The following is a 20,278-nucleotide window of genomic DNA, read 5'->3' on the forward strand; positions in this document are numbered from 1 at the left end:
TCACGAGATTTCGTCACCCCCTATGGCTACTAGCACCGACACGCCCAAGAAGGCTTCCTCCACGGCACTGCCGCTGTCCGACAGCGTCCAGGCAGCCCTGGCCATCACCAAACGCGGCGTCGATGAGCTGCTGATCGAGAGTGAATTCGCGCAGAAACTGGCGCGCTCCGAACAAAGCGGCGTGCCGCTGCGCATCAAACTGGGCCTGGACCCGACCGCGCCCGACTTGCACCTGGGCCACACCGTAGTGCTGAACAAGATGCGTCAGCTGCAAAACCTGGGCCACCAGGTGATCTTCCTGATCGGCGATTTCACCTCCATGATCGGCGACCCGTCCGGCCGCAACGCCACCCGTCCGCCACTGACGCGCGAGCAGATCGAAGCCAACGCCGCCACCTACTTCAAGCAGGCTTCGCTGGTGCTGGACCCTGCCAGGACCGAAATCCGCTACAACTCCGAGTGGTGCGACCCGCTCGGCGCGCGCGGCATGATACAGCTGTCCTCGCGCTACACCGTGGCGCGCATGATGGAGCGCGACGACTTCACCAAGCGCTTCAAGAGCGGCACGCCGATCTCGATCCACGAATTCCTGTACCCGCTCATGCAGGGCTACGATTCCGTGGCCCTCAAGGCTGACCTGGAACTTGGTGGCACCGACCAGAAATTCAACCTGCTGGTGGGCCGCGAGCTGCAAAAAGATTATGGCCAGGAGCCTCAGTGCATTTTGACCATGCCGCTGCTGGAAGGTTTGGACGGTGTCGAAAAAATGTCCAAGTCGAAGAACAATTACATCGGCATCACCGAACCGGGCAACACGATGTTCGCTAAACTGATGAGCATCTCCGACGTCATGATGTGGCGATATTTCGAACTCTTGTCGTGGAAATCGATCGAAGAAGTAGCGGCGATGAAACGCGCCGTGGAGCAGGGTGGCAACCCGCGCGACGCGAAAGTGGCGCTGGCGCAGGAGATCGTCGAGCGCTTCCATTCGCGCCAGGCGGCCGAGGATGCGCTGGCCGACTTCGTCAACCGTTCCAAGGGCGGCATACCGGACGACGTGGCCGACATCGCCCTGTCCGGCGCGCCGGCCGGCATCGCCCAGCTGCTCAAGCAGGCCGGGCTGTGCGCCTCGGTGTCGGAAGCGAGCCGCATGGTGGACCAGGGCGGCGTGCGCGTGGACGGCGCGGTCGTCAGCGACAAGGCGCTGAAGCTGGACGCCGGCGTGTTCGTGCTGCAAGTGGGCAAGCGCAAGTTCGCGCGCGTCACCTTGACGGCATGATAGGGCTGCTGCAGCGCGTCAGCAGCGCCACGGTGGTGGTCGAGGGCGGGCTGGTCGGCGCCATCGACGCCGGCCTGATGGTACTGGTGTGCGCCGAGCGCGGCGACACCGAGAAGGAAGCGGACGCCCTGCTGGCCAAGCTGCTGGGCTACCGCGTGTTTGCGGACGAGGCGGGCAAGATGAACCGCAGCGTGACCGATGTCGCCGGCGGCTTGCTGCTGGTGCCGCAGTTCACGCTGGCGGCGGACACCAGGTCTGGCACGCGCCCGTCGTTCACGCCAGCCGCCGCCCCGGCGGATGGCGCGCGCCTGTTCGCGTATTTCGTGGAGCAGGCGCGGCGCAAGCATGCGCAAGTGGCGACGGGGCGGTTCGGCGCCGACATGAAGGTGTCGCTGACGAACGATGGACCGGTGACGTTCTGGCTGCAGGTCGACCCGAAGCGGGTCTAACGAGGAGGCGGTGATGAAGCTGTGGAGTGATTCTTTCAGGAACGGCGGTGTCATCCCCGCCGAATTCGCGTTTGCCGAGCCGGATCCGGCCAAGCGCATCAGACTGGCGGCCAACCGCAATCCGCACCTGGCCTGGAGCGAGGTGCCGAACGGCACCCAGTCGCTGCTGCTGCTGTGCATCGACGGCGACGCGCCGGCCGATGCGGCCGACGCCAACCAGGAAGGCAAGCTGCTGTCGCCGGACTTGCCGCGCAGCGACTTTTACCACTGGAGCCTGGTCGACATCCCGCCCGAACTGAGCACCATCGCGGCGGGCCAGTTGTCCAACGGCGTCGTGCCGAGGGGGAAACCCGGACCGGACGCGCCGCTGGTGGTGTTCAACGGCGGCCAGCACCAGCTGCGCCACGGCCTGAACGACTACACCGACTGGTTTGCGGGCGACCCCGCCATGGCGGGCGAGTATTTCGGTTATGATGGCCCCTGCCCGCCATGGAACGACCTGCGCGTGCACCATTATGTGTTCCGGCTGTATGCGCTCGATGTGCCGCGGCTGCCGCTGGAAGGACGCTTCACCTGCCTGGAGGCGAGCATCGCGATGCGCGGCCATATCCTGGACGAAGCACAAACCATAGGCGCCTACAGCCTGAATCCCCAGGCGCGCTAAATCAGGGTTACATGACTACCAGCATCTTATTGATACGCCACGGCGAAACGGCGTGGAACGCCGTGCGCCGCCTGCAGGGCCACATCGACATCCCACTGAACGACGAGGGGCAGCGCCAGGCCGAGGCGCTGGCGCGCGCGCTGGCCGACGAGCCGCTGCATGCCATCATTTCGAGCGACCTGCAGCGCGCGCTGCAGACGGCGCAGGCGGTAGCGGGCCACCACGGCCATCCGGCCCGCACCGTCCAGCAGGACGTCCAGTTGCGCGAGCGCTGCTACGGCGTGTTCGAAGGCATGCTGTATGCGGACATCGAGCGCACTTATCCGGCCGAGTTCGCCGCCTGGCAGGCGCGCGACATCGACGCCGTGCCGCCGGCGGGCGCGCGCGTGGCCGAAAGCTTCCGCCAGTTCCACGACCGCTGCACGGATGGCATCGCCGCCTGGGCCGAGCGGCATCCGGGGCAAACCATCGCCATCGTGGCGCACGGCGGCGTGCTGGAATGCGCGTACCGCGCCGCCACCGGCATGACCTTGGACAGCCCGCGCGACTTCCAGGTCAAGAACGCCGGCATCAACCGTTTCACTTTCGATAACGGCAAACTGGCGCTCAAACACTGGGGCGACACCGCTCACCTCGAACAGCTCGTCCTGGACGACATCATTTAGCCGATGTGCCGCCGCCCGCCTGCGCGGGCACGACAAGGTATGTCGCACGCCCGTGCTTATAATTTACGCAAGGAAACTCAGTTTCATAAGCGATACGCTGCTCAAGCATGCGTATCAGATTAAATAGTGCTTATTATTTGAGCACCCCTTCGGGTAGAATAGACGGTTTCCCCATCCCACCTTTAGGCTCCACCAGTGCAAATCGGCCCTCATATACTTCGCAACAACGTCTTCGTCGCCCCCATGGCCGGCGTGACGGACAGGCCATACCGCCAGCTCTGCAAAGAGCTGGGCGCCGGTTACGCCGTGTCGGAGATGGCGGCCTCGAACCCGCGCGTGTGGGCGTCTGAAAAGAGCTCGCGCCGCATCGACCATGCCGGGGAAATGGAGCCGAAGGCGGTGCAGATCGCCGGCGCCGACCCGCAGGAACTGGCCGATTGCGCAAAATACAACGTTGACAAGGGCGCCCAGATCATCGACATCAACATGGGCTGCCCGGTCAAGAAAGTGTGCAACAACTGGTGCGGTTCGGCCCTGTTGCCGCACGAGGACCTGGTCGAGCGCATCCTGCATGCGGTGGTCAATGCGGTGGACGTGCCCGTCACGCTGAAATTCCGTACCGGCTGGGACCGCGAAAACAGGAATGCCCTGCGCATCGCGCGCATCGCCGAGCAGGCCGGCATCCGCATGCTGACCTTGCACGGCCGCACCCGCGCCGACGGCTACACCGGCGACGCCGAGTACGACACCATCGCCGCCGTCAAGGCGGCCGCCGGCATCCCCGTGGTGGCCAACGGCGACATCACCTCGCCCGAGAAAGCCCGTTATGTTCTGGACAGGACCGGCGCCGATGCGGTGATGGTGGGCCGCGCCGCGCAAGGCCGCCCATGGATTTTCCGCGAGATCGACCACTACCTGCGCACCGGCACCCACCTGCCGGCGCCGCTGGTGGCCGAAGTGGCGGCGCTGATGGACGAGCACCTGCAGGCGCACTACGCTTTTTACGGCGAACGCAAGGGCATGCTGACCGCGCGCAAGCACATCGGCTGGTATGTGCGCGACCTGGCAGGCGGCGAGGAATTCCGCCAGCGCATGAACCGCCTGGAGTCCACGCAGGAACAGTTGCTGTCGGTTAAAGAATTTTTTGAATCGCAATGGAAGTATGGCGAACGGTTACAATACCGCCTCGCCGAAGAACAGCTGGCCGCCTGACCGGTGCCAGCCTGGCAGATTAATTAGCAGAAATATATAAAAATGAGCAAAGAAAGCATTCAGGAAGTCGTCCAGAAATCCCTGGAAGATTACTTCAACGACTTGGGCGAGCAACAAGCGTCGAACATCTATGACATGGTCGTGCTGACCGTGGAACGTCCGATACTCGAAGTCGTGATGACGCGCGCCGACGGCAACCAGTCGCACGCCGCGCAGATGCTGGGCATCAATCGCAATACTTTGCGGAAAAAATTGCAGGAACACGGCCTGCTGTAAGGCCCCGCTGACGTCCCGGCTTGCATGGCTGTGACCGGCCGTTGCTGCCGGGGAGTTCCCACCGTTGGTCTCAACCGAACACTCAACAAACTAGCCACAGCCATGATTAAACAAGCTCTCATCTCCGTCTCCGACAAGACCGGCGTCCTGGACTTCGCCCGTGCCCTGTCCGCCATGGGCGTCAACATCCTGTCCACCGGCGGCACCGCCAAGCTGCTCGCCGACAACGGCGTGCCGGTGACCGAAGTGGCCGACTACACCGGTTTCCCGGAAATGCTGGATGGCCGCGTGAAGACGCTGCACCCGAAAGTCCACGGCGGCATCCTCGCGCGCCGCGACTTCCCCGAGCACATGGCCAAGCTGGAAGAGCACGGCATTCCGACCATCGACCTGGTGGTGGTGAACCTGTATCCCTTCCAGGCCACCGTGGCCAAGGACAGCTGCACGCTGGACGACGCCATCGAGAACATCGACATCGGCGGTCCGGCCATGCTGCGTTCGGCGGCCAAGAACCACAAGGACGTGATCGTCATCTGCGATCCGTCCGACTACGGCGTGGTGCTGGCCGAGATGAAGACCACGGACGCCGCGCCCGGCTACGTCAGCTATGAAACCCGTTTCATGCTGGCCAAGAAGGTCTACGCGCACACGGCGGCCTACGACGGCGCCATCACCAACTACCTGACCAGCCTGGGCCCGGACCGTTCGCACGCGAACCGCGCCGCCTACCCGCAGACGCTGAACGCGCACTATGAAAAAGTGCAGGACATGCGCTACGGCGAAAACCCGCACCAGTCCGCCGCGTTCTACCGCGACGTGGCGCCGGTCGCCGGCGCGCTGGCCAACTACACCCAGCTGCAGGGCAAGGAACTGTCGTACAACAACATCGCCGACGCGGACGCCGCGTGGGAATGCGTGAAGTCGATGGGCAGCTTCGACCAGTCGGCCGCCTGCGTCATCGTCAAGCACGCCAACCCGTGCGGCGTGGCACTGGGCGCCAACGCGGTGGACGCGTACAAGCGCGCGCTGCAGACCGACCCGACCTCGGCCTTCGGCGGCATCATCGCCTTCAACGTGGAAGTGGACGGCGCCGCCGCCACCGAACTGGCCAAGCTGTTCGTCGAAGTGCTGATCGCGCCGTCGTTCACGGCCGACGCCAAGCAGATCCTGTCGGCCAAGCAGAACGTGCGCCTGCTGGAAATCCCGCTGGGCAACGGCGTGAACGCCATGGACTTCAAGCGCGTGGGCGGCGGCCTGCTGGTGCAGTCGGCCGACGCGAAGAACGTGCTGCTGGCCGACCTGAAAGTGGTCACCAAGCTGCAGCCTACCCAGCAGCAGCTGCAGGACCTGATGTTTGCCTGGCGCGTGGCCAAGTACGTCAAGTCGAACGCGATTGTATTCTGCGGCAATAACATGACCCTGGGCGTGGGCGCCGGCCAGATGAGCCGCATCGACTCCGCGCGCATCGCTTCGATCAAGGCGCAGAACGCCGGCCTGGCCCTGGCCGGTTCGGTGGTGGCGTCGGACGCCTTCTTCCCCTTCCGCGACGGCCTCGACGTGGTGGTGGACGCGGGCGCGACCTGCGTGATCCAGCCGGGCGGTTCCATGCGCGACCAGGAAGTGATCGACGCCGCCGACGAGCGCGGCGTGGTGATGCTGTACACCGGCACCCGCCACTTCCGCCATTGATTTACAAATAAGCTGCCATCAGTGTTCCGAAAGCGGGGCCGGACCGGGAAACCTGTCCGGCCCCGCTTTTTTGCACTGTGCTTATATACAGCTTTTGCTGCTTGCCGGCGATGTTGTTGATGTACAATCCCAGCATGATTATTCTCGGCATCGACCCTGGCTTGCGCACGACCGGCTTTGGCGTCATTCACAAGCAGGGGGCGAAGCTGCGCTATATCGCGTCCGGCACCATCAAGTCGGGCGAGGGCGACCTGCCGGCCCGGCTGAAGGTGATACTGGACGGCGTGAGCGAAGTCGCGGCGACCTACCAGCCGGACTGTTCGGCTATCGAGAAAGTCTTCGTCAACGTCAATCCCCAATCGACCCTGCTGCTGGGCCAGGCGCGCGGCGCCGCCATTTGCGCGCTGGTGAGCAACGGCCTCAGCGTGGCCGAATACTCGCCCACCCAGCTCAAGCAGGCCGTGGTCGGCACCGGCAAGGCCGACAAGGCGCAGGTGCAGGACATGGTCGCGCGCCTGCTGTCGCTGCCCGGCCTGCCCGGCTCGGACGCGGCCGACGCGCTCGGCGTGGCGATCTGCCATGCGAACAGCTATGATGCGCTGGCGCTGATCGCGCTGGCCGGTGCGCTGCCGGGCAAGGCCGGCCAGGCCGCGAGCCCGCTGGCCGGCCTGCGCATGCGGCGCGGCCGCCTGGTCGACTAAACAAATACTTTAAGGTTCACACATGATCGGACGTCTCTCCGGCATCCTGCTTGAAAAAAATCCGCCGCAACTGCTGGTGGACGTGCAAGGCGTAGGCTATGAAGTCGACGTGCCCATGAGCACCTTCTACAACCTGCCCGGCGTGGGCGAGAAGGTGGTGCTGTTCACCCACCAGGCCATCCGCGAGGACGCGCACCTGCTGTTCGGCTTTGGCAACGCGGAGGAGCGCGCCGTGTTCCGCCAGCTGATCAAGATCAGCGGCGTCGGCGCGCGCACCGCGCTGTCCATCCTGTCCGGCATGACGATACCCGACCTGGCGCAGGCGGTCACGCTGCAGGAATCGGGCCGCCTGGTGAAAGTGCCCGGCATCGGCAAGAAGACCGCCGAACGCCTGCTGCTGGAACTGAAAGGCAAGCTGGGCGCGGACCTCGGCGCCGGCCACGCGCACCCGGTGCACGACGCGCAGTCGGACATCCTGAACGCGCTCATCGCTTTGGGGTATTCTGACAAGGAAGCGCTGCTGGCGCTGAAGACCGTACCCGCCGGAGCCGGCGTGTCGGACGGCATCAAGCAGGCGCTGAAGGCGCTCTCTAAAGGTTAAGTTAGCATGTCGTTCCCGCGCAGGGCTCGGCGCCCCCGCGGGAACCCATACGCCGCGAGCTACCCGATGCCGTGTATGGATTCCCGCTTGCGCGGGAATGACAATGGGTCCATCTACCGGTAATTGAACAATGAGTATCCAGACCGACAATTTCACAGAGCAGCGCATCATCGACGCCGCGCCGTCGTCGCCGAATGAAGAGGCGATAGAACGCGCGCTGCGGCCCAAGCATCTCGATGAATATGTCGGGCAGTCCAAGATCCGCGACCAGCTGGAGATCTTCATCGCCGCCGCGCGCGGCCGCAAGGAAGCGCTGGACCACACCTTGCTGTTCGGCCCGCCCGGCCTGGGCAAGACCACCCTGGCCAACATCATCGCGCGCGAGATGGGCGTGAACCTGCGCCAGACCTCAGGCCCGGTGCTGGAGCGTCCGGGCGACCTGGCCGCCATCCTGACCAACCTGGAAGCGAACGACGTGCTGTTCATCGACGAGATCCACCGCCTGTCGCCGGTGGTCGAGGAAATCCTGTACCCGGCGCTGGAAGACTACCAGATCGACATCATGATAGGCGAGGGGCCGGCGGCACGTTCCGTCAAGCTGGACCTGCAGCCGTTCACGCTGGTCGGCGCCACCACGCGTGCCGGCATGCTGACCAACCCGCTGCGCGACCGCTTCGGCATCGTCGCGCGGCTGGAGTTCTACACCGTGCCCGAGCTGACCAGGATCGTCATCCGCAGCGCCGCGCTGCTGAAGGCGAAGATGGATCCGGACGGGGCGGCCGAAATCGCGCGCCGCGCGCGCGGCACGCCGCGCATCGCCAACCGCCTGCTGCGCCGCGTGCGCGACTACGCGGAAGTGAAGGGCAACGGCGACATCACGAGGGATGTCGCCGCCGCCGCGCTGGTCATGCTGGACGTGGACACCGTCGGTTTCGACGTGATGGACCGCAAGCTGCTGGAGGCGGTGCTGTTCAAATTCGCCGGCGGCCCGGTGGGTATCGGCAACCTGGCCGCTGCCATCGGCGAAGCGGCCGACACCATCGAGGATGTGCTGGAACCGTATCTGATCCAGCAAGGCTATCTGCAGCGCACGCCGCGCGGCCGGGTGGCCACGGCGGCGGCCTACCAGCACTTCGGCGTCACGCCGCCGCGCACCAATCCGAACGGGGAGCTGTGGGATGTCTGACGTGACGCGTTTTCTTCCCAAGCTGGCCGCGCTGGCGCTGGCTGGCGCAATGCCGGCCATATCCGCAGTGGCCCACGCCGCTGTGCCGGTCTACGGCTACGACATCAAGCGCAGCTATCCGCACGACGCGCAGGCTTTCACGCAGGGCTTGCTGTTCCGCGACGGCATCCTGTACGAAAGCACCGGGCTGAACGGCCGCTCCTCGGTGCGCAAGGTGGCGCTGGAAACCGGCAAGGTGTTGTTAAAGACAGACATTCCGCAGCAGTTCTTCGGCGAAGGCATTACGGCGATCGGCAACGTCATCATCGGCCTGACTTGGACCAGCCAGACAGGCTTCGTGTTCGACAGCGAGACCCTGCAGCTCAAGCAGACTTTCTCCTACCCCGGCGAAGGCTGGGCGCTGGCCACCGACGGCGAGCGTATCTACATGAGCGATGGCAGCGCCACTATCCGCGTGCTGGACCCGAAGACCATGCAGCAGACGCGCCGCATCCGCGTCACCGCCGACGGCGAGCCGGTCACGCAGATTAACGAGCTGGAGTGGGTGGAAGGGCAGATCTACGCCAACATCTGGCAAACCGACAAGATCGCCCGCATCGATCCCTTCAGCGGCCGCGTGGTCGGCTGGATCGATTTGACGGGCCTGGCCGCCAAGGCCGGCGTCGAGCCGGGCGGCGACAACGTCCTCAACGGCATCGCCTATGACAGCGCCAAACGGCGCCTGTTCGTCACCGGCAAGCTGTGGCCCAAGTTGTTCGAAATCGAACTCAAGCCAAAAAAATAACAGCTGTGAACCGGCGGTCAACGTACTGCCGGTTAGCCGCGCGCGTGGCATTGATTGTTCCGATATGCCGGTGGTAGCCTGATTGAATTGCCGTACGGCAACCAATCAACCCACCGGAGCTCCGCAGTCATGGACACCATCGCACCCCGCCTGACCAGTTTCAAACTCCCCGCCACCATCGACCTCAGCCTGGGCCAGGCCGACCTGGCGTTCCGGGTGGATGCGCGCGACGAAACGTACGGCTCCGGCATGCGCATGGCGCGCGTCTGGCTGCAGCAGTCGCCGGTTTCGCCGCTCGGGCCGACGGGCGCGGTCGTGGTCGGCCTGCCGGGCGGCGCCGACGTGTTCGGCGACGCTACACCGACCGTGGCCAGCGCGGTGTTGCCGCTCAGTACGGCCACGCCTAACGGCGTCTACCGTGTGTACGACGTGGAGGTGATCGACCAGGCCGGCAACGCGCGCCACTACTACGAGAGCGATTTGATCGCCATGGGCCAGAACACGGCCGTCACCGTGAGCGGCGGGGTGGCCGACACCAGCGCGCCGGTGCTGACCGGCCTGACACTGCCGGGCACCGTGGATCTGAGCAATGGCGCCGGCGCCATCGTTTTCTCCGCGCAGGCGCAGGACGCGGGCGGCAGCGGCGTGGCCGGCGTCGAGCTCTATTTCGACCGCAATCTCCAGCTTGACTCGACCACCGGCGCGACGGTGTCGGTCGGCGGCCTGATGGCCGGCGGCGCCGACACCTTCTGGGACGGCACGCGTGAAAGCTCGGCCTACAGCGGCCAACTGTCCGCCTCGACCGGTACCGGCGCCTACCACTTGCTGTCTGCCGTGGTGACCGACCAGAGCGGCAACAGCACCGAATACAGCGCGGCCCAGCTCGCCGCGTTGGGCTTGGCCACCGGTTTCGAGGTGACGGGCGGCACGCCGAGTGCGGCAACGGCGAGCGTGGCCTCGGCCTATACCGGTGGCAACGTGGTGCTGTCGGTCGCGTCGCAGGCGTGGACGGACGGCGGCAATGCGATCAGTTTCCAGCTCCATTATGATCCGGCGGTCGCCCATTTCGTCGGCGCCGAACTGGTCGGGGGCAGCATGGAGGGCCTGGTGGTCAGCAGCGATGAAAACGGCGGTATGGGCGTGCTGACCATTTCCGGCAGCGCCGCCAATGGCGCGGCGGCGGGCGCTTTCCTGGCGCTGACCTTGGCGCCGCAGGCGACCTCCGGCAACATGCCGTACGCGGTCGGGGCCTTCCTGGTCAACGGGCAGCAGCAGGATCTGGGCGACGCGGCCCAGACTGCATTCTATTTCGGCGACGAGGGCGTCGGGCTGCAGTTCGGCGAGCAGCGCCTGATGTTGGGCGGACACAACATCGCATTCGACACCGACGGCAACGCCGGCCAGGCCTACCGCTTGTACCAGGCCGCATTCGACCGCGCGCCGGACCTGCCCGGCCTCGGCTTCTGGATCCACGCCATGGACGGCGGGGTCGCGCTGCGCGACGTGGCCGCGTCCTTCCTGGGCAGCCCGGAGTATGCCGGGCTGTACGGCAGCAATCCCTCGGCCACGGAATTCGTCGCCGAGCTTTACCAGAACGTGCTGCACCGCGAGCCGGAGCAGGCTGGTTTCGACTTCTGGGTCCACGCGCTCGGCGCGGGCGTGGCCCGCAGCCAGTTGCTGGTCGATTTCAGCGAGAGTCCCGAAAATGTCGCGCAGGTGATCGGCGCCATACAGAACGGCATCGCCTACGTTCCTTATTGATGATGCCGCCAGCTGGGAGTGTGTTGTAAAAAAGAAAGTTTCATTGTTTATTTATAATTTTGGTTTCTTTTGCGAAAATATCGTTATAATTACGTCTAGCCACTCCCGCAGCGATGCGGGGTCGGAAAGCTACGGATCTCCTTGAGATGGCCGGGTTGCGTTGGGGGAAATGCTGCGGATGGCAGCATCACCAAATCACAATACCGGGGCACGACGCGTGTCCGCTCATAGGAGTACTACATGGCTGCAAAGACCACTCAGAAAGTCGCTATCCTCACCGGCGCGGCAAAAGACGACCTGTTTAGCGCGGCGGCCACTGGCTTGAGCGAAGACGGCAGCGTGGCCAACCTGGCCGTGCTGGGCAACGATCCCGGCGCCGCCAAGCTGTACTCCCTGCAGCAGAACACCACGACTCTGGCCGCAGGCACGCAACTGGCTGCCACCGCCAGCGCGGTATCGGCCAGCGGCGCCGTCATTTCGATCAACACCGACGGCACTGTGCATTACGACGCCAGCGGCTTGAACCTGCAAAGCCTGGCGCAAGGCGAGACCTTCACCGATACCTTCACCTACACCGTCCAGATGGGCAACGGCGCGCTGAGCACCGCGGTCGCCACGGTGCAGATCGCCGGCGCCAATGACGCGCCTGTCCTGGCCAGCGTGGCCGCTGCCGTCTTCCATGACGACGCCGCCGCCGCCGGTCCCGTCGGCGCGTCCGGCCTGCTGGCCGCGTCCGACGCCGACCACGGTGCCTCGCTGGCCTTCGCCTTCAGCGGCGCCAGCGCCCTGGGCTCCCTGACCCTGGACGCCGCCACCGGCGCCTACAGTTTCGAAGGCGTAGCGGCCATGCTGGACGCGCTCAAGGCTGGCGAACACGCCAGTGCCAACTACAACGTCACCGTGACCGACGAATTCGGCGCCCAAGCGGCACAAACCCTGAGCTTCGAGTTCATCGGCGCCAACGACACCGCCGTGCTGGGCGGCCAGACTGCCGGCGCGGTGTCCGAAGACGGCACGCTGCAGGCTGGCGGCACCGTCACCGTCGCTGACCGCGACGCTGGCGAAGCGGCCTTCCAGGCTGTGGACAGCGCGGCGCTGGCCGGCACCTACGGCAACTTCAGTTTCGACGCGGCCAGTGGCGCGTGGACCTACACCCTGAACAACGACGCCGCCAACGTGCAGGCGCTGCACAACAATGAGACCGTGAGCGACAGCCTGGTCGTCGCGTCGGTCGACGGCAGCAGCGAAACCATCACCGTCAGCGTGATGGGCACCAACGAAGCGGCGCATTCCACGCCAGTGTCCGATCCGGTCAACCCGGCCGATACCTTCCGCGTCACCAACGGCCAGCAAGCAGTGAACGGCCGCCAGATCTTCACCGGCTTCGACAGTAACGACGAACTGGTCTATGCCAACAACATGCAAAAGACCGGTATCAGCTTTGGCGACACCGACAATGACGGCAAGATCGACTCCATCGTCGGCTTCGAGATCACGAAGGGCCACAACACCTCGTCCTTCGAAGTCGTGCTGATCGGCTACGCCGGCCTGACCGACGCCCAGGTGCACGCCACCAACCTGTAAGCGCCATCGCCCCGGCGCGCCAGGGCGCCAGGGCTATCCGCCAGGCAGCAAGCCGCCAAGCGGTATCGCGGCTATACTGACGCCCATCGTAGATGGGGGAAGCATGCAGATCTGGGTGGATGCGGACGCTTGTCCGGCAGTGATCAAGGAAATTTTGTACCGGGTGGCGGAGCGCACGCAGATGCAGGTGACGCTGGTGGCAAACCAGCTGATGCGGGTGCCGCCGTCGCGTTTCGTGCGCGCGGTGCAAGTGCCGTCCGGCGCCGATGTGGCGGACCAGGAAATCGTGCGCCTGCTGGCGCCGGGCGACCTGGTCGTCACCGGCGATATCCCGCTGGCGTCGGACGTGCTGAAAAAGGGCGGCCTGGCGCTCAATCCGCGCGGCGAGTTCTACACCAGCGACAACATCGCCCAGATGCTGACCATGCGCGCCTTCATGGAGGAGCTGCGCAGCGGCGGCGTCGACACCGGCGGCCCGGCGCCGTTCAACCAGGCCGACCGCCAGAACTTCGCCAACCAGCTCGACCGCCACCTGGCCAAGGTGAAGGCCGCCAGCTTGCGCGGTCCCCGCACCGACCCGGCGTAATTGCAGTTCCACCTCATCGCGCCGCGCGCGCCCGGCATGTGACAGTTGGCACAGCTGTCACATGGCTATTGTTCCGTTTCGACACAGTGCCGCTCAAGCCGGCGCTGCTCCTCCATGCTGCAAGGCTCGGCATGGAAGTTGCGTAGATGGTTGTGAACGTCGGGAACCCTCCCGGACCTTCACACCACTACCAACCTCAAGGAGACTGTCATGCAATGGAGCAAACCCGAGTTTATCGACTTCCGTTTCGGTTTTGAAATCACGCTGTACGTTTTCAATCGCTAAGGGATGCGGCGGCCGGCCTCCCCCTCGGCCGGCCGCCGCACCCGAACGGGCACACAATGAAAATCATCGTACTCGGCTCCGCGGCGGGCGGCGGCTATCCCCAGTGGAACTGCAACTGCCGCAATTGCAACGGCCTGCGCAAAGGCGCCATCCGAGGCCGCGCCCGCACCCAGTCCTCGATCGCGATTTCAAGCAACGGCAATGACTGGCTGCTGGTCAACGCATCGCCCGATATACTCACCCAGATTCGCGCCACGCCGGCATTGCAGCCTGCCCGCGCCGCGCGCGACAGCGGCATCGCTGCCGTGCTGCTGATGGACGCCCAGGTCGACCACGTCACCGGCCTGATGATGCTGCGCGAGGGCAGACAGATTCCGTTGTACTGCAGCGCTTCCGTGCGGCAAGACCTGCTGGCCGGCTACCCGCTGGCGAAGGTGCTGTCGCACTACTGCGGCGTGCAATGGCACGAGCTGGCTGTGGCCGGCGGCGATCGCGTCAGCTTCACCGTGCCGCTGCTCGACGGGATCCGCTTCACGGCGATACCGCTGGAGAGCAAGGCGCCGCCGTATTCGCCGCACCGCGACCATCCCGCGGCGGGCGACAACATCGGCTTGCTGGCGCACGACCTGATCACCGGCAAGAAGCTGTTTTATGCGCCCGGCCTGGGCGCCATCGCACCGCCGACGGCGGCCGCCATGCGCGAGGCGGACTGCCTTCTGGTCGACGGCACTTTCTGGACCGAGGACGAAATGATCAGCCTCGGGTTTTCCGGCAAGCCGGCCGTCGCCATGGGCCATCTGCCGCAGTCCGGCGCCGGCGGCATGCTGGAGGTGCTGGACGGCATGCCGGCCGGCCGCAAGATCCTGATCCACATCAACAACACCAACCCCATACTCGATGAGGACTCGCCGCAGCACGCCACGCTGCTGCGGCACGGCGTCGAGCTGGCGTACGACGGCATGGAGATCGCATTATGAACGTGATGTCGAGAGCGGCAATCGGCTGCCAGCCACGCTGGGACAAGGCCACTTTCCACGCGCAGCTGCTGGCCAAGGAACAGTATTACCACATCCACCACGGCTTCAACGTGCGGATGCAGGAAGGCAGCCTGACGCCGGCGCAGATACGCGGCTGGGTCGCCAACCGCTTCTATTACCAGATCCGCATTCCGCAGAAGGACGCCGCCATCCTGGCCAACTGCCCGGAGCGCGAGACGCGCCGGCGCTGGCTGCTGCGCATCCTGGACCACGACGGCAGCGGGGAGAACGAAGGCGGTATCGAAGCCTGGACCCGGCTCGGGATGGCGGTCGGCATTCCGCGCGCGGAGTTGTGGTCGCTGCAGCACGTGCTGCCCGGCGTGCGCTTCGCTGTGGACGGCTATGTCAACTTCGCGCGCCGGGCGCCATGGCAGGAGGGTGTGTGTTCGTCGCTGACCGAGATGTTCGCGCCCAGGATCCACCAGGACAGGCTGGCCAGCTGGCCGGCCAACTATCCCTGGATCGATCCGGCCGGCCTGCACTATTTCCGCAGCCGCATCTCGCTGGCCGAGCGCGACGTGGAGCACGGCCTGGAGGTGACGCTGGCCCACTTTGTCACGCGTGAACAGCAGGAGCGGGCGCTGGGCATTTTGCAATTCAAACTCGATGTGCTGTGGTCGATGATGGATGCGATCGACCGGGCCTATGGCTAGCCAGGCAAGGCTATCAACAAGTGGGGGAAATATGGAAACGACGACCGCGGCTCCCAGGCTTTCGCGCCTGTTCCGGCTGCAGTGGGAGCAAGCGCAGCTGGCGTACGTGCTGCTGTACCCGGAGGGCATGGTCAAGCTGAACGGCAGCGCCGCTGAAATCCTCAAGCGCTGCGACGGCCGCAGCGCGCTGCCGGACATCGTCGCGCAGCTGGAGCAGGCCTTCAACGCCAGCGGCCTGGATGCGGACGTGCAGGCCTTCGTGGCCGATGCGCGGCAGCGGGGCTGGCTTGTCTGACGCCGCCCTCCGGCAGGCCAGCGAGGCGCGGCCCGCGCCTCCCGTCGCGCCACCCCTGTGGTTGCTGGCCGAGCTTACCTACCGCTGCCCTTTGCACTGCGCGTTCTGCTACAACCCGGTCGACTACGCCAGCAGGCGCAAGGAGCTGAGCACCGACGAATGGCTGGACGTGCTGCGCCAGGGACGCGCGCTGGGTGCGGCGCAACTGGGCTTCTCCGGCGGCGAACCGCTGCTGCGCGATGACCTCGAACTGCTGGTGGCCGAAGGGCGCCGGCTGGGTTTCTACACCAACCTGATCACCTCCGGCATCGGCCTGACCGAGGAGCGGCTGCGGCGCCTGTCGGAGGCGGGTCTGGACCACATCCAGCTCTCGTTCCAGGACTCCACGCGCGAGATGAACGACTTCCTCAGCAGCACCCGCACCTACGAGCTGAAGTCGCGCGTGGCGGCGCTGATCAAGCGCTTCGACTATCCGATGGTGTTGAACGTGGTGCTGCACCGCTACAACCTGGACCATGTGGACCGCATCATCGACATGGCGCTGGAGATGGGCGCGGAATACCTGGAGCTGGCCAACACGCAGTATTACGGCTGGGGCCTGGTCAACCGCGCGCAGCTCATGCCGACGCAGGCGCAGCTGCGCAGGGCGGAGCAGGTGGTGAGCAGCTACCGCGAACGCGTCGGCAAGCGCCTGCGCATCCTGTTCGTGGTGCCGGACTATTTCGAGGGCCGGCCCAAGGCCTGCGTGAATGGCTGGGGTGCCATGTTCATGGCGGTGGCGGCGGACGGCGCGGCGTTGCCCTGCCATGCGGCGCGCAGCATCCCCGGCCTGGAGTTCCCGCATGTGACGCAGCACAGCCTGCGCGACATCTGGTACGACAGCGCGGCGTTCAACAAGTTCAGGGGCGATGCGTGGATGCAGGAGCCGTGCCGCAGCTGCGAGGACAAGCACAAGGACTTCGGCGGTTGCCGCTGCCAGGCGCTGGCGCTGGCCGGCGACGCTGCCGCGGCGGACCCGGTCTGCGCCAAGTCGCCGCGGCACGGCGAGCTGAAGGAAATCGTGGTGCACGCCCACCGCGCGCAGGCTGCCGGGTCGCTGCAGCCGCTGGTGTTCCGCAGCGACGCGAATTCGCTGCGGCTGTCCGGGGAGAGCTGATTACTCCTGGCGCACCCAGGTCTGCGAACGGCCCAGCATCGGTACGCCGATGTAGCCGCGCACTTTCAGCTTCTTGCCGCCGTCGGCCAGTTCCATCTTGCTCTTGTAGATCTTGCCGTTTTCCGGATCGAGGATCTCGCCGCCGTTGTATTCGTCGCCGTCCTTCTTCAGGCCGGACAGCATCATCAGGCCGACCAGGGGCTGGTCCTTGCGCGCGTCCGTGCATTTGTCGCATTTCGGGTTCTGTTCCTGCTCGGGCGCGCGGAACAGCTTCTCGATTTTGCCTTGCAGCACGCCGTTGCTTTCGGTGATGCGGATCAGCGCCTTCGGTTTGCCGGTCGCGTCGTCGATGTTTTTCCACAGGCCGACCGGCGTGGCGTCTTGCGCCCAGGCGGGCGACATGATGACGGCGGCGGCCAGGGCGCCCGCTTTAATCCAGTTTTTCATACGGTTTGTCTCCAGAGTTGTTTTTTGTCCTACGAGTGTAGCGCACTGCCGGCGCGAAAAAATAGAGTAGTCGTTCGGTTATTGCCCGGACGAAAAAAAAGCCGGCGCGTGCCGGCTTTTCGGGGTGCGGGAAACTCAGGCGGGCAGCTTGGCCAGCTGTTCGCGCATCTTTTCGATGGTGGCGCTGAAATTGGCCAGGCGCTCCTTCTCCTGCGCAACAACAGCGGCCGGGGCGCGCGCCACGAAGCTTTCGCTGGACAGCTTGGTGCTGGCCTTGGCGATCTCGCCGTCGATGCGGGCGATTTCCTTGGACAGGCGCTCGCGCTCGGCCGCCACGTCGATTTCCACTTTCAGCATCAGCTTGGTGGTGCCGACGATGGAGACGGCGGCGGTCGTTTCGGGCAGCGCGTCGACGACGGACACGTCGGCCAGCTTGCCCAGCGCCTGGATGTAGGGCGCGAATACGGCCAGGCGTTCCTTGTCGGACGGCGAGGATGCCTCCACGACCAGCGGCACGCGCAGCGACGGCGCCAGCTTCATTTCGCCGCGCAGATTGCGGGTGGCGTCGATCAGCGTCTTCAGCTCGCCCATCCAGGCTTCGGCCGCCTCGTCGATGTTGGCCGGGTTGGGCAGCGGGTACTGCTGGGTCATGATGGATTTGCCTGCGCTGTCCTTGCCGGCCAGCGGCGCGACGGCCTGCCACAGTTCCTCGGTCACGAAGGGAATGATGGGGTGCGCCATGCGCAGCACCACTTCCAGCACGCGCAGCAAGGTGTGGCGGGTGGCGCGCTGCTGGCCTTCGGTGCCGTTCTGGACCTGGACCTTGGCCAGTTCCAGGTACCAGTCGCAGTACTCGTCCCAGACGAACTTGTAGATGGTGCTGGCGATGTTGTCGAAGCGGTAGTCTTCGAAGCCCTTGACCACGTCGGCCTCGGCCTTCTGCAGCAGCGAGATGATCCACTTGTCCGCCTGCGACAGGTCGGCAACGCTGGAGCTGCAGTCCTTGCCCTCGGTGTTCATCATGACGAAGCGGGTGGCGTTCCACAGCTTGTTGCTGAAGTTGCGGTAGCCTTCGCAGCGGCCCAGGTCGAAGTTGATGTTGCGGCCCAGCGAGGCGTAGGACGCCATCGTGAAGCGCACCGCGTCGGTGCCGTAGGCGGCGATCCCTTCCGGGAACTCCTTGCGCGTGGCCTTGGCGATCTTCTCGGCCGCTTTCGGGTTCATCAGGCCGGTGGTGCGTTTCTCCACCAACTCGTCGATGCCGATGCCGTCGATCAGGTCGATCGGGTCCAGCGTGTTGCCCTTGGACTTGGACATTTTCTGGCCCTGCGAATCGCGCACCAGGCCGTGCACGTACACGGTGTTGAACGGGACCTTGCCGGTGAAGTGCGCGGTCATCATGACCATGCGCGCGACCCAGAAGAAGATGATGTCGAAGCCGGTCACCAGCACCGACGACGGCAGGAAGGCCTTCAGGTCCGGCGTTTCCTCGGGCCAGCCGAGGGTGGAGAAGGGCACCAGCGCCGACGAGAACCAGGTGTCGAGCACGTCGCTGTCGCGGCGCAGCGGGCCAGTGCTGCCAGCCGCCTGCTGCTTGGCCACCGCTTCGGCTTCGGTCTTGGCGACGAAGATGTTGCCCTGCTCGTCGTACCAGGCCGGGATCTGGTGGCCCCACCACAGCTGGCGCGAAATGCACCAGTCCTGGATGTTGTTGAGCCACTGGTTGTAGGTGCTGCTCCAGTTTTCGGGCACGAACTTGACTTCGCCGGAGGCGACTTTTTCCAGCGCCACTTCGGCGATCGACTTGCCCGGGTTGAAGGTGCCTTCCGGCGCCGGCTTGCTCATGGCGACGAACCACTGGTCGGTCAGCATCGGTTCGATGACGACGCCGGTGCGGTCGCCGCGCGGCACCATCAGCTTGTGCGGCTTGACCTGCTCCAGCAGGCCTTGCGCGTCCAGGTCGGCCACGATCTGCTTGCGGGCGGCGAACCGGTCCATGCCCTGGTAGGCAGCCGGCGCGTTTTCGTTGATTTTCGCGTCCAGCGTCATGATGGTGATCATTTCCAGCTTGTGGCGCTGGCCGACGGCGTAGTCGTTCATGTCGTGCGCGGGCGTGATCTTCACGCAGCCGGTGCCGAAGGCCTTGTCGACATAGCTGTCGGCGATGACCGGAATTTCACGGTCGCTCAGCGGCAGCTTCAGCATCTTGCCCACCAGCGCCTCGTAGCGCTCATCGGTCGGGTCCACCGCCACGGCGACGTCGCCCAGCATGGTTTCAGGACGGGTGGTGGCCACGGTCAGCGAACCGCTGCCGTCGGCCAGCGGGTACTTGATGTACCACATGGAGCCGTCTTCTTCTTCCGACACCACTTCCAGGTCCGACACGGCGGTGCCCAGCACCGGGTCCCAGTTCACCAGGCGCTTGCCGCGGTAGATCAGGCCCTGCTCGAACAGGCGCACGAACACGTCGGACACCACTTGCGAGCGCGGCTCGTCCATCGTGAAGTATTCGCGGGCCCAGTCGGGCGAGGTGCCCATGCGGCGCATCTGGCCGGTGATGGTGGAGCCGGATTTCTCTTTCCACTCCCAGACTTTTTCGACGAACTTCTCGCGGCCCAGGTCGTGGCGCGATACTTTCTGCGCGTCCAGCTGGCGCTCCACCACGATCTGGGTGGCGATGCCGGCGTGGTCGGTGCCAGGGATCCAGGCCGTGTTATGGCCCAGCATGCGGTGGTAGCGCGTCAGGCCGTCCATGATGGTCTGGTTGAACGCGTGGCCCATGTGCAGGGTGCCGGTCACGTTCGGCGGCGGCAGCTGGATGCTGAAGGAAGGTTTGGACAGATCGAGGGAGGCGGCGTAGTAACCGCGCTTCTCCCACTCGCTGCGCCAGAACTGTTCTATGTCGGCGGGCTCGAAAGACTTGGCTAATTCCATGGTGTTGGGCTGTGTTGTATGCGAAAACAGCCAT

The 20,278-nt window shown here is 65.2% G+C and carries 21 protein-coding genes and 1 riboswitch; of the genes, 19 read left to right on the forward strand and 2 right to left on the reverse strand.

The features are described from left to right. The first annotated feature begins 22 nt into the window (after positions 1-22). The 19 genes from tyrS (at position 23) to pqqE (ending at position 16,863) form a co-directional block, all read left to right on the forward strand. Positions 23-1,279, forward strand: a complete 1,257-nt coding sequence (gene tyrS / locus ACSQ8Y_RS29795) for a tyrosine--tRNA ligase (RefSeq protein ID WP_436270201.1) — start codon at positions 23-25, stop codon at positions 1,277-1,279. Continuing rightward, positions 1,276-1,728 (forward strand): D-aminoacyl-tRNA deacylase, encoded by a 453-nt coding sequence (gene dtd, locus ACSQ8Y_RS29800; RefSeq protein ID WP_436270202.1) that lies wholly within the window; start codon positions 1,276-1,278, stop codon positions 1,726-1,728. Before tyrS ends, dtd begins: the two co-directional genes overlap by 4 nt. Before the next feature lie 13 nt (positions 1,729-1,741). Next, positions 1,742-2,392, forward strand: coding sequence for a YbhB/YbcL family Raf kinase inhibitor-like protein (locus ACSQ8Y_RS29805; RefSeq protein ID WP_436270203.1), 651 nt, complete (start codon positions 1,742-1,744; stop codon positions 2,390-2,392). Between the two features lie 11 nt (positions 2,393-2,403). Next, positions 2,404-3,057 carry a histidine phosphatase family protein gene (locus ACSQ8Y_RS29810; protein WP_436270204.1) on the forward strand — a complete coding sequence of 218 codons (654 nt, stop codon included), beginning with the start codon at positions 2,404-2,406 and terminating at the stop codon, positions 3,055-3,057. A 195-nt stretch (positions 3,058-3,252) separates the two neighbouring features. Then, complete coding sequence (gene dusB, locus ACSQ8Y_RS29815) at positions 3,253-4,269, forward strand: tRNA dihydrouridine synthase DusB (protein WP_436270205.1); 1,017 nt, start codon at positions 3,253-3,255, stop codon at positions 4,267-4,269. 42 nt (positions 4,270-4,311) lie between these two features. After that, on the forward strand, positions 4,312-4,545 hold the full coding sequence (locus ACSQ8Y_RS29820; RefSeq protein WP_056398400.1) for a helix-turn-helix domain-containing protein: 234 nt from the start codon (positions 4,312-4,314) through the stop codon (positions 4,543-4,545). 102 nt (positions 4,546-4,647) lie between these two features. Beyond that, entirely contained in the window at positions 4,648-6,234 is a 1,587-nt protein-coding gene (purH, locus tag ACSQ8Y_RS29825; RefSeq protein WP_436270206.1) for a bifunctional phosphoribosylaminoimidazolecarboxamide formyltransferase/IMP cyclohydrolase, read from the forward strand. 134 nt (positions 6,235-6,368) lie between these two features. Continuing rightward, complete coding sequence (gene ruvC / locus ACSQ8Y_RS29830; RefSeq protein WP_436270280.1) at positions 6,369-6,935, forward strand: crossover junction endodeoxyribonuclease RuvC; 567 nt, start codon at positions 6,369-6,371, stop codon at positions 6,933-6,935. Positions 6,936-6,957: 22 nt separating this feature from the next. Beyond that, positions 6,958-7,536, forward strand: a complete 579-nt coding sequence (gene ruvA, locus ACSQ8Y_RS29835) for a Holliday junction branch migration protein RuvA (RefSeq protein ID WP_436270207.1) — start codon at positions 6,958-6,960, stop codon at positions 7,534-7,536. 130 nt (positions 7,537-7,666) lie between these two features. Then, the gene (gene ruvB / locus ACSQ8Y_RS29840) at positions 7,667-8,722 is read left to right on the forward strand and encodes a Holliday junction branch migration DNA helicase RuvB (RefSeq protein ID WP_436270208.1); all 1,056 of its coding nucleotides are present in this window, start codon (positions 7,667-7,669) and stop codon (positions 8,720-8,722) included. Further along, entirely contained in the window at positions 8,715-9,506 is a 792-nt protein-coding gene (locus ACSQ8Y_RS29845) for a glutaminyl-peptide cyclotransferase (RefSeq protein ID WP_436270209.1), read from the forward strand. The genes ruvB and ACSQ8Y_RS29845 overlap by 8 nt, the downstream gene beginning before the upstream one ends. Before the next feature lie 129 nt (positions 9,507-9,635). Next, entirely contained in the window at positions 9,636-11,267 is a 1,632-nt protein-coding gene (locus tag ACSQ8Y_RS29850; RefSeq protein ID WP_436270210.1) for a DUF4214 domain-containing protein, read from the forward strand. An 88-nt stretch (positions 11,268-11,355) separates the two neighbouring features. After that, positions 11,356-11,430: riboswitch (cyclic di-GMP riboswitch) on the forward strand. A 77-nt stretch (positions 11,431-11,507) separates the two neighbouring features. Beyond that, positions 11,508-12,851, forward strand: a complete 1,344-nt coding sequence (locus ACSQ8Y_RS29855; RefSeq protein ID WP_436270211.1) for a VCBS domain-containing protein — start codon at positions 11,508-11,510, stop codon at positions 12,849-12,851. A gap of 103 nt (positions 12,852-12,954) precedes the next feature. Further along, positions 12,955-13,437 carry a YaiI/YqxD family protein gene (locus ACSQ8Y_RS29860; RefSeq protein WP_436270212.1) on the forward strand — a complete coding sequence of 161 codons (483 nt, stop codon included), beginning with the start codon at positions 12,955-12,957 and terminating at the stop codon, positions 13,435-13,437. Positions 13,438-13,647: 210 nt separating this feature from the next. Next, positions 13,648-13,722: a pyrroloquinoline quinone precursor peptide PqqA gene (pqqA, locus tag ACSQ8Y_RS29865; RefSeq protein ID WP_093552962.1), complete on the forward strand. Its 75-nt coding sequence runs from the start codon at positions 13,648-13,650 to the stop codon at positions 13,720-13,722. Between the two features lie 56 nt (positions 13,723-13,778). Next, positions 13,779-14,699, forward strand: coding sequence for a pyrroloquinoline quinone biosynthesis protein PqqB (gene pqqB / locus ACSQ8Y_RS29870; RefSeq protein ID WP_436270213.1), 921 nt, complete (start codon positions 13,779-13,781; stop codon positions 14,697-14,699). After that, on the forward strand, positions 14,696-15,412 hold the full coding sequence (gene pqqC, locus ACSQ8Y_RS29875) for a pyrroloquinoline-quinone synthase PqqC (RefSeq protein ID WP_436270214.1): 717 nt from the start codon (positions 14,696-14,698) through the stop codon (positions 15,410-15,412). Before pqqB ends, pqqC begins: the two co-directional genes overlap by 4 nt. Before the next feature lie 31 nt (positions 15,413-15,443). After that, positions 15,444-15,707 (forward strand): pyrroloquinoline quinone biosynthesis peptide chaperone PqqD, encoded by a 264-nt coding sequence (pqqD, locus tag ACSQ8Y_RS29880; RefSeq protein ID WP_436270215.1) that lies wholly within the window; start codon positions 15,444-15,446, stop codon positions 15,705-15,707. Further along, on the forward strand, positions 15,679-16,863 hold the full coding sequence (pqqE, locus tag ACSQ8Y_RS29885; RefSeq protein ID WP_436270216.1) for a pyrroloquinoline quinone biosynthesis protein PqqE: 1,185 nt from the start codon (positions 15,679-15,681) through the stop codon (positions 16,861-16,863). Before pqqD ends, pqqE begins: the two co-directional genes overlap by 29 nt. Here the strand turns inward: pqqE and ACSQ8Y_RS29890 are convergent, their stop codons facing one another. Continuing rightward, positions 16,864-17,310 (reverse strand): DUF2147 domain-containing protein, encoded by a 447-nt coding sequence (locus ACSQ8Y_RS29890; protein ID WP_436270217.1) that lies wholly within the window; start codon positions 17,308-17,310, stop codon positions 16,864-16,866. It lies immediately after the preceding gene. A gap of 135 nt (positions 17,311-17,445) precedes the next feature. Further along, positions 17,446-20,244 (reverse strand): valine--tRNA ligase, encoded by a 2,799-nt coding sequence (locus ACSQ8Y_RS29895; RefSeq protein ID WP_436270218.1) that lies wholly within the window; start codon positions 20,242-20,244, stop codon positions 17,446-17,448. Positions 20,245-20,278 lie beyond the last annotated feature (34 nt).

This window comes from Pseudoduganella sp. LjRoot289, assembly GCF_964252925.1.
GTDB lineage: Bacteria > Pseudomonadota > Gammaproteobacteria > Burkholderiales > Burkholderiaceae_D > Rugamonas.